This window comes from Stenotrophomonas sp. (assembly GCF_032066555.1).
Classification (GTDB): Bacteria; Pseudomonadota; Gammaproteobacteria; order Xanthomonadales; family Xanthomonadaceae; genus Stenotrophomonas.
The window spans coordinates 1-8,343 of sequence record NZ_DAMBKV010000015.1; the positions used below are offsets into that span (position 1 = coordinate 1).

Consider the following 8,343-nt stretch of genomic DNA (forward strand, 5'->3'; position numbering starts at 1 on the left):
CCCAGTGCGCTCGGTTCGCTGGACGCCTACATCGGTGCCGTGCACCAGATCCCGGTGCTGTCGGTCGATGAGGAGCAGGAACTGTCGCGTCGCTTCCGTGACGAGCAGGATCTGAACGCCGCGCGTGAGCTGGTGCATTCGCACCTGCGCTTCGTGGTGCACGTGGCCCGCGGTTACAACGGCTACGGCCTGCAGCTGGGCGACCTGATCCAGGAAGGCAACATCGGCCTGATGAAGGCGGTCAAGCGCTTCGACCCGGACATGGGCGTGCGCTTGGTCTCCTTCGCGGTGCACTGGATCCGTGCCGAGATGCACGAGTTCATCCTCAAGAACTGGCGCATCGTCAAGGTCGCCACGACCAAGGCGCAGCGCAAGCTGTTCTTCAACCTGCGCAAGTCCAAGACCCGCCTGGGCTGGATGAACGCCGCCGAGGTCAGCGCTGTCGCCAAGGATCTGAACGTCTCCGAGCGTGAAGTGATGGAGATGGAATCGCGCCTGTCCGGTCGTGACATCGGTTTCGATGCGCCGTCGGATGAAGACGATGATCATGCGCCGCCGTCGCCGGCTGCGTATCTGGTCGCACGCGATGAAGATCCGTCGCAGGCCTATGAGCGCGAGGACAGCGAAGACAACCAGCTGAGCGTGCTGCGTGAAGGCCTGGCCAAGCTTGACCAGCGTTCGCGCGACATCATCGCCCGCCGTTGGCTGGAAGCCGACAGCAAGGTGACGCTGCAGGAACTGGCAGATGAGTACGGCGTTTCGGCTGAGCGCATCCGCCAGATCGAAGCCAACGCGCTGAAGAAGATGAAGGCACTGTTCGCCGCCTGAGCAAGGCTGCCGCAGTAACACGAGGGCCCGGGGAAACCCGGGCCTTTCTTTTTTGTAGTGCCGAGCCATGCTCGGCAAGAGGCCTTGTGCACGAATTTACCCCCTGTAGTGCCGAGCCATGCTCGGCAGAGGCGTTACCGGTGGCGGTTGGTCCGTGCATGGAGCCCCTGCCGAGCATGGCTCGGCACTACGGACGGGGTGCTGGTAAAGCCCTTGCCGAGCATGGCTCGGCACTACGGACGGGGTGCTGGTAAAGCCCCTGCCGAGCATGGCTCGGCACTACCGGTGAGCTTTCCCGTGTAGATTCGGCATTCCTCTTGCAGATGGAGCTGGTGATGAAAGGGAACTGCCTGTGCGGTGCGGTCGAAGTGATCGCCAATGAGCATTCCGAAATCGGTCTATGCCATTGCAGCATGTGCCGACGCTGGTCCGGTGGGCCGCTGTTCGCGGTGCATTGCGATGACCAGGTACAGGTCATCGGCAGTGCGTTGAAGACCTATCGATCCTCAGACTGGGCCGAGCGCGGTTTCTGCTCACAGTGCGGCACCCACTTGTACTACCGGTTGGTGCCGGACGGCGAATACTTCGTGCCGGCCGGGCTGTTCCAGGAACAATCGTTCGAACTGGCCAGCCAGATCTTCATCGACGAAAAGCCGTCGTACTACGAGCTCGCCAACGAGACGCCGAAACTCACCGGGCGCGAAGTATTCGAGCAGTTCGCCAACGGCAACAGCTGATTGCCGCTGGCTTGGCTGCGATCAGCCCGCGGGTTCCTTGCCATCGCCCTCGTCGGCATCGCCGAGGATGATGCGCGCGCTGCGCTGGTAGCTCCAATACGCCACCGCCCAGTTGAGCAGCACTACCAGCCGGTTGCGGAAGCCGATCAGGAAGAACACGTGCGCGGCCAGCCAGAACCACCAGGCCAGCAGCCCGGACAGTTGCAGCTTGCCGACATGCACGATGGCCGCCATGCGACCGATGGTGGCGAGGTTGCCCTGGTCGTTGTAGCGGAATGGTGGCGGCGCCGGCTTGCCGGCCAGGCGCGCGCGGATCACCTGCGCAACGTAGCTGCCCATCTGCTTGGCGGCCGGGGCCACGCCCGGCACCGGCCGGCCATTGGCCTGCATCAGCGACACCAGATCGCCACCGGCAAAGATCTCGGGGTGGCCGGGGACGGTGAGATCCGGCTCCACCTGGATGCGGCCGGCGCGGTCCAGCGGTACCTCCAGCGTGCGCGCCAGCGGTGAGGCAGCGACACCGGCGGCCCACACCACGGTACGCGCCGGTACATGCGTGTCACCGAGCTGGAAACCCTGTCCGTCGATATGGTTGACGGCGGTGCCTGTCAGCACTTCCACGCCCAGCTTCTCCAGCTGGCGGCGTGCCTTCAGCGACAGCACTTCCGGGAACGAAGACAGCACCCGCGGCCCGGCTTCGACCAGCCGCACCTTGGCATCGGCCGGATTGATATGGCGGAACTCGTTTTTCAAGGTATGCCGGGCGATCTCGGCCAGGGTGCCGGCCAGTTCCACGCCGGTGGGGCCACCACCGACGATGGCAAAGCTCAGCCAGGCTGCACGTTTGGCTGGGTCAGGCTCGGCCTCGGCGCGCTCAAAGGCCAGCAGCAGCTTGCGGCGCAGGTAGAGCGCATCGTCCAGGGTCTTCAGGCCGGGCGCATCGGCCGCCCATTCGTCGTGGCCGAAGTAGGCATGGGTGGCGCCGCTGGCGACCAGCAGCAGGTCATAAGCGATCTGGCTGCCATCGCCGAGCTGCACCTTTCTGGCGTGCTTGTCGATGGACACCACTTCGCCCAGTCGTACCTCGATATTGCGTTGCCTGCCGAGGATATGCCGCAGTGGCGCGGCGATATCCGGCGAGGACAGGCCGGCGGTGGCGACCTGGTACAGCAGGGGCTGGAACAGATGGTGGTTGCGGCGATCGACCAGGGTGATGCGCAAGGGGGCATCGGCCAGTGCTCGGCTGGCCCAGAGCCCGGCGAAACCTCCGCCGATGACGACAAGGTGCGGGTGTTGCGGCATGACGTACTCCGGTGGGGCCGGTGAACCGGCCGTGGGGGCGGGTTGTCAGCGCCCATCATCGCATTGATGTGCTTTGAAACAGCGATGACCGATACTGGCGGTCAGCTTGCCGCCATGGAGTCACCCCGTGTCTGAGCCCGAAAAGCGTATCGCGTTGTTGATCGACGCCGACAACGCACCGTCATCGAAGATCGACGAGATTCTTGTGGAAGTGGCCGCCTTCGGCGTGGCCAACGTGCGCCGAGCCTACGGCGACTGGAAGAACCCACGCTTGAAGGGTTGGGAAAGCGTGCTGCATGAGTTCGCGATCCGACCGATCCAGCAGTTCGCCTACTCCAAGGGCAAGAACGCCTCGGACATGGCGATGGTGGTGGACGCGATGGACCTGCTGTACGCGCGCAACCTGGATGGCTTCGCGATTGTCTCCAGCGATGCCGACTTCACCCCGCTGGTGATGCGCATCCTCACCGATGGCGTGAAGGTGTATGGCTTCGGCGAACAGAAGACGCCCTTGGCCTTCGTCAACGCCTGCTCGAAGTTCACCTATCTGGAAGCGCTGGGCAACGATGCGTCCGAAGTCGTCGAGCAGGTGGCCACCAGCAGTGTGCCGCCTGCGGCGGCTGCAACGGAAGTCTCCGAGCCGCCTGCGGCACCGATCAAGCCGCGCAGCAGCAATGAACTGCGCGGTGACACGCGCTTGTTGAACCTGCTGCGCGGCGCGGTGGATGCGGCGGCGGATGAGCAAGGCTGGGCACTGCTGAGTTCGGTCGGCAACCAGATTGCCAACCGCGCATCGTTCGACTCGCGCAATTATGGTTATCGGAAGCTGAGCGAGTTGATCGATGCCACCGGCCTGTTCGAGGTCAAGCGTGCAGGCAAGGCATCGGCGGTACGCGCGCTGCCACGCAAGGGTGCGCGTGATGAAGGTTGATCTGGAAGGAGTGGATGCATGTTGAAGATATGGGGCCGGCGCAATTCCAGCAATGTGCGCAAGGTGCTGTGGTGTGCCGAGGAGATCGGCCTGCCGTATGAGTCGATCGAGGTGGGTGGTGCATTTGGCGGCACGCAGACCGCCGAATACCGCGCGATGAACCCGAACGGCCTGGTGCCGGTGATCGAGGACCATGGCCTGCCGGTGTGGGAGTCCAACGCCATCGTGCGTTACCTGTCCGCGCGCTATGCACTGGATGTGCTGTATCCGGCCGATCCGATGGAGCGTGCGCGCAGCGAGCAATGGATGGATTGGACCACGTCGAGCTTTGCGGTGGCCTTCCGTGATCTGTTCTGGGGCGTTGTGCGCACCGCACCCGCTGATCGTGATGAGGCGCGTATCGCTGCGGCGTTGTTGCGTTGTGGTGAGTTGCTGACGCTGGTTGATGCGGCGCTGGAGAAGCAGCCGTGGCTGTCCGGCGAGCGCTTTGCGATGGGCGATATTCCGCTGGGCGCCTTCATCTACGCCTGGTTTGAAATGCCGATCCAGCGCCCGGAACTGCCGCATCTGGCGGCGTGGTATGCGCGCTTGCAGCAGCGGCCGGCGTATCGGAAAGGGGTGATGACGGCGTTGACTTGAGTTGATGCGAAGATTTTGGGTGCGGGGGTGCGGGGGTGCGGGGGTGCGGGGGTGCGGGAGTGCGGGGGTGCGGGAATGCAGGAATGCAGGAATGCAGGAATACTAGCCCCTCTCCCGCTTGCGGGAGAGGGGTTGGGGTGAGGGGAGCTTTTGACTTTGCCTTGTGGTTTCTTTGGCAGGAAATGCTGTAGCAACAGCAACAGCAACAGCAACAGCAACAGCACCCCCATCCGCCCTTCGGGCACCTTCCCCCGCAAGCGGGAGAAGGAAAGGCTGCTTCCGTCGCTCTTTGCGGTATCTGCAAAGAAAAAGCCGCGCTGTTGCCAGCGCGGCTTTTCATTACCTCCGTGCACTGGGCACGGCTACAACGCCTTAGAACTTCCAGTTCACGCCGAAGTAGACGACGCGGCCAGCGTAACCGTTGGAGTAGAAGCGGGCCTTGGTGTCGTTGCCCAGATGCGTGCGCGTCTCTTCCTTGGTCAGGTTCAACACCGAGGCACTCAGGCTCAGCGCCGGAGTGATGTTGTACGCAGCGTTCAGGTCGATCTGCTGGTAGGGCTCCTGGTAGAGGTTCAGGCCGCTGACCAGGCCCTGCACCACTTCACCGCGACGGTTCCACGAGGCGCGCAGCAACAGCTTTTCCACTTCATAGAACACGGTGAAGTTGGCCTGGTTTTCGGCACTGCCTACCAGCGGTGACTTGCCGATCTCGGTGCCGTCTTCCAGGGTGATGGCCGCTTCGTTGGTGTCGTTCCAGGTGTAGTTCGCCTGGAAGCCCAGACCGAAATCCAGCGTGTGCTGGGCATAGAACTCCAGGCCCTGCGACACCGCGTCACGACCACCAGCGGTGGTGGAGTAGTTCTGTACGACCACGCTCTGGCCGCCGACGTTCTGGGTGACGTCCTGCACCACCGGCACCGAGAAGTTGCTGACGTCCTTGCGGAACAGGCCCAGGCCCAGCACCGAGCCGGGCTGGAAATACCATTCCACGCCGATGTCGTACTGGGTGGCCTTGTAGGCTTCCAGGTTCTTGTTGCTGCCCGAGCCGTACCAGCCCTGCTCGCTGGCACCACCGGTGAGGCGACGGTCATTGACGTATTCGGGGCTGAAGTACTCCAGGCTGCCCGGTGCGGCGATGTTGTTGTAGCTCGGGCGTGCGATCACCTTGGAGGCTGCCGCACGCAGCAGCAGGTTGTCGGTCAGGTCATAGACGATGTTGAAGCTGGGCAGCACGTCGGTGTAGCTGCGGTCCAGGCCGCTGACAGCGAACGACTCGACGCGCGCTTCGCTGTCGGAGAGACGCCAATAACCTTCGGTACCGCAGTAGGTACGTGCCGGTGCGGCACCCGGTACCGTGTCACCGGCCTGGCAGGCCAGCGGGTTGCCGTTGGCGTCGTCGTAGAAGTAATCGTTGTACGAGGTGACCTTGTCGGTGGAGTCGGCGTGTTGGCGGGTGCTGACCACACGCACGCCGACGTTGCCGCGCAGGCGTTCGGTGCGGAAGTTGGCCTGCAGGTAGGTGGAGTAGATTTTTTCGTCCACGTTGTAGACGAAGTTGTCTTCGTTGCGCGTCTGCATCGGCCCGTAGGTCTTGTTCAGATGGGCGATGTAGGCCGGGTAGTTGATGGCCGGGAACGCGCTTGCATTGATGCCGCCGGCCAGGTTGCCCATGCCGTAGATGAAGTCGGGCGAGAACTGCAGGGCGAGGTCGTTGCAGCCGCCGTTCCAGTAGCGGTTCTCGTAGTCGCTGGCATCGGTGCCCGGGCAGGCCCAGTAGCTGTTGCCGGTGCTGCGGTGGATGCCACCGTCACGGTACTTGACGCCGAACTGCAGCGATTCCAGGAAGCCGCTGTCGTTGTGCCAGGTGGTGTCGATCTGCGCGTACTTCTGCTGGTTGGTGTTGCGGGTCCACGACGAGCCAGTGGAGCCGAGGTCAACCTGCAGGATGCCGTTCTTCAGGTTCTGCATCAGTTCCGGCGAGAACGCCATCGACGGGGTACCAGCCAGGCTCCAGGCGCTGGCCAGGTTGCCCAGGTTCCAGCTGCCGTCGGCATTCTGGCTGCGCGGCTTGAGCGGCACCGAGAACTGCAGCGACGGGCCGCCCTTGGCCCAGGTGCGGCCACCCTTGAAGGCGATGTCGACCGACTCACCGCGCCATTCGGCGGAGAAATCGGCGGTCTGCGACAGTGCCTTTTCGCGGTTGTAGCTGCCGGTGATCTGCGGGGTCGGCACGGTGCAGTCGTCGGAACCCCAGCCGCCCGGCGCCATGCCGCCGGCGGCAGCTTCATCCTCGCTGCAGTAGTAGGTCTTGCCCGGATGCAGGCTGTAGTCGGCACCGGTGACAATGGTGCCGCTCGGGTCCATGGTCAGCCCGTCGAGCAGGCGCCCGCCAGCCCAGTTGCCGTCGCCCCAATAACGGGCGATGTTCCATTCCGGCACCTTGATGGTGTGGGTCTGGGAGTCCTGGGACAGGTCGAAGCGGAAGTAGTTCGCGGTCAGGGTGAGGTTGTCCAGCGGCTTGAACTGGAGGGTCAACTGGCCGCCCTTGCGCTCGCGTTCCTCGTCCTTGACGTCAAGGTTCACCGAGGTCGGCATCATGAAGCCGGTGTAGTACTTGCCGTTCTGGTCGTAGAAGCCGGTGCCGCCCCACCAGTTGGAGTTGAAGTCCGAGGGATTGCCGTGGACATCGACCGCGGTGCCGCCTTCGTCACGGCCATACCAGGACCAACCTTCGGTGCTGGCGCCCATGGTGCGGGTGGTGCGCTTCTGGTCGGTATAGCCAACGAACACGCCAAAACGGTCGTCCTTGTCATGCCAGGCGTAGGAGGCGGAAAGCTGGCCGTCGGTCTTCTTGGTGGTGTCGGCCCAGGTGCCTTCAACGGAGACGAAGCCGGTGTTGGCTTCCATTTCCAGCGGGCGGCGCGTGTGCAGGATCACCGTACCGCCGATGCCGCCTTCGTCGATGCGGGCTTCCGGCGACTTGAACAGCTCGGCGCTGCCCAGCATGTTCGACGGCAGCAGCGTGTAGTTGAACGAACGGGTCGGGTCGCCGTTGGATTCGGCAGTGGCCACGTAGTTGCCGTTCAACTCGGTCAGGGTCAGCTCCGAGGACAGGCCGCGCACGCTGACGTTCTTACCTTCGCCGCCGCTGCGGGTGATGATCACGCCGGGCACGCGCTGCAGCGCGTCGGCCACGTTCTTGTCGGGGAACTTGCCGACGTCTTCTGCGGTGATCACCTCGACCACGGCATTGGCGTCGCGCTTCTGCTCAAGGCTTTTTTCGATGGCGTAGCGGTAACCGGTGACGTTGACGCTGTCGAGCGTGGTGGCATCGGTGCTGGTGCTGGCCTGTTGCGCAAATGCAGCGCCGGGAACGGCAGCCACGGCGAACAAGGCGACGGCAATGGCAGCGGACAAAGTGTCGCGGCCGTGCTTGCGTGTGATCTGTTTCATTTCTCTCCCTCTCCTGGATTGAATCGCTAACTGTCACGTTGATTTGGACTTGTATCGATCTAAAAACGGGTGAAACCGGGGCCTTGTTGCGTTCGCTCAATGATTGGTTTGGCGCTCGAGCAGGGTTCCGTTGCCGGGATCGTGGGGGTGTCGATTTGGATCGATCTAAACGATTGGCGCGCATTTTTTAGCACAGCCAAGGGTTTGACGCATGTTGCTACGCAATATGGCCGGGGCGATGGGCTTGGCGAGGGGCGGGGGGAGGAGGTAGTGCCGAGCCATGCTCGGCAAGGGGCCCTACCGGGAATGCTTTGTGCCGAGCATGGCTCGGCACTGCGCTTGGCTCCCTCCCTTTGGCCACAGGCCAAGGGGAGGGCTGGGGAGGGGTTGGCTGTTGGGGCTTTACCGGGAAGGCCTCTTGCCGAGCATGGCTCGGCACTACGCCTGGCTCCC

Annotated in this window: 6 protein-coding genes; 4 read left to right on the forward strand and 2 right to left on the reverse strand. The window is 63.5% G+C overall.

The window, feature by feature from the left end; genetic code table 11:
- Both rpoH and RT131_RS15165 read left to right on the forward strand, forming a co-directional pair.
- On the forward strand, nucleotides 1-828 hold an 828-nt coding region (gene rpoH / locus RT131_RS15160), incomplete at its 5' end, for an RNA polymerase sigma factor RpoH (RefSeq protein WP_313173625.1).
- Nucleotides 829-1,163: 335 nt separating this feature from the next.
- Nucleotides 1,164-1,565, forward strand: coding sequence for a GFA family protein (locus tag RT131_RS15165; protein WP_313173626.1), 402 nt, complete (start codon nucleotides 1,164-1,166; stop codon nucleotides 1,563-1,565).
- A gap of 21 nt (nucleotides 1,566-1,586) precedes the next feature.
- Here RT131_RS15165 and RT131_RS15170 read toward each other — a convergent pair whose 3' ends face one another.
- Nucleotides 1,587-2,867 (reverse strand): NAD(P)/FAD-dependent oxidoreductase, encoded by a 1,281-nt coding sequence (locus RT131_RS15170; RefSeq protein WP_313173627.1) that lies wholly within the window; start codon nucleotides 2,865-2,867, stop codon nucleotides 1,587-1,589.
- Between the two features lie 127 nt (nucleotides 2,868-2,994).
- Here RT131_RS15170 and RT131_RS15175 point away from each other — a divergent pair, with 127 nt between their 5' ends.
- Nucleotides 2,995-3,798, forward strand: coding sequence for an NYN domain-containing protein (locus RT131_RS15175; RefSeq protein WP_313173628.1), 804 nt, complete (start codon nucleotides 2,995-2,997; stop codon nucleotides 3,796-3,798).
- An 18-nt stretch (nucleotides 3,799-3,816) separates the two neighbouring features.
- Nucleotides 3,817-4,437, forward strand: a complete 621-nt coding sequence (locus tag RT131_RS15180) for a glutathione S-transferase (RefSeq protein WP_313173629.1) — start codon at nucleotides 3,817-3,819, stop codon at nucleotides 4,435-4,437.
- Between the two features lie 372 nt (nucleotides 4,438-4,809).
- On the opposite strand, the gene RT131_RS15185 is transcribed toward RT131_RS15180, so the two are convergent.
- A complete protein-coding gene (locus RT131_RS15185) occupies nucleotides 4,810-7,890 on the reverse strand; it encodes a TonB-dependent receptor (RefSeq protein ID WP_313173630.1) in 3,081 nt (1,026 codons plus the stop codon).
- Nucleotides 7,891-8,343 lie beyond the last annotated feature (453 nt).

Excerpts from the sequence above, each read along its gene's own strand:
- RT131_RS15185 (WP_313173630.1), bottom strand. The coding sequence starts at position 7,890 with ATGAAACAGATCACACGCAAGCACGGCCGCGACACTTTGTCCGCTGCC.
- RT131_RS15165 (WP_313173626.1), top strand. The coding sequence starts at position 1,164 with ATGAAAGGGAACTGCCTGTGCGGTGCGGTCGAAGTGATCGCCAATGAG.
- RT131_RS15170 (WP_313173627.1), bottom strand. The coding sequence starts at position 2,867 with ATGCCGCAACACCCGCACCTTGTCGTCATCGGCGGAGGTTTCGCCGGG.
- RT131_RS15180 (WP_313173629.1), top strand. The coding sequence starts at position 3,817 with ATGTTGAAGATATGGGGCCGGCGCAATTCCAGCAATGTGCGCAAGGTG.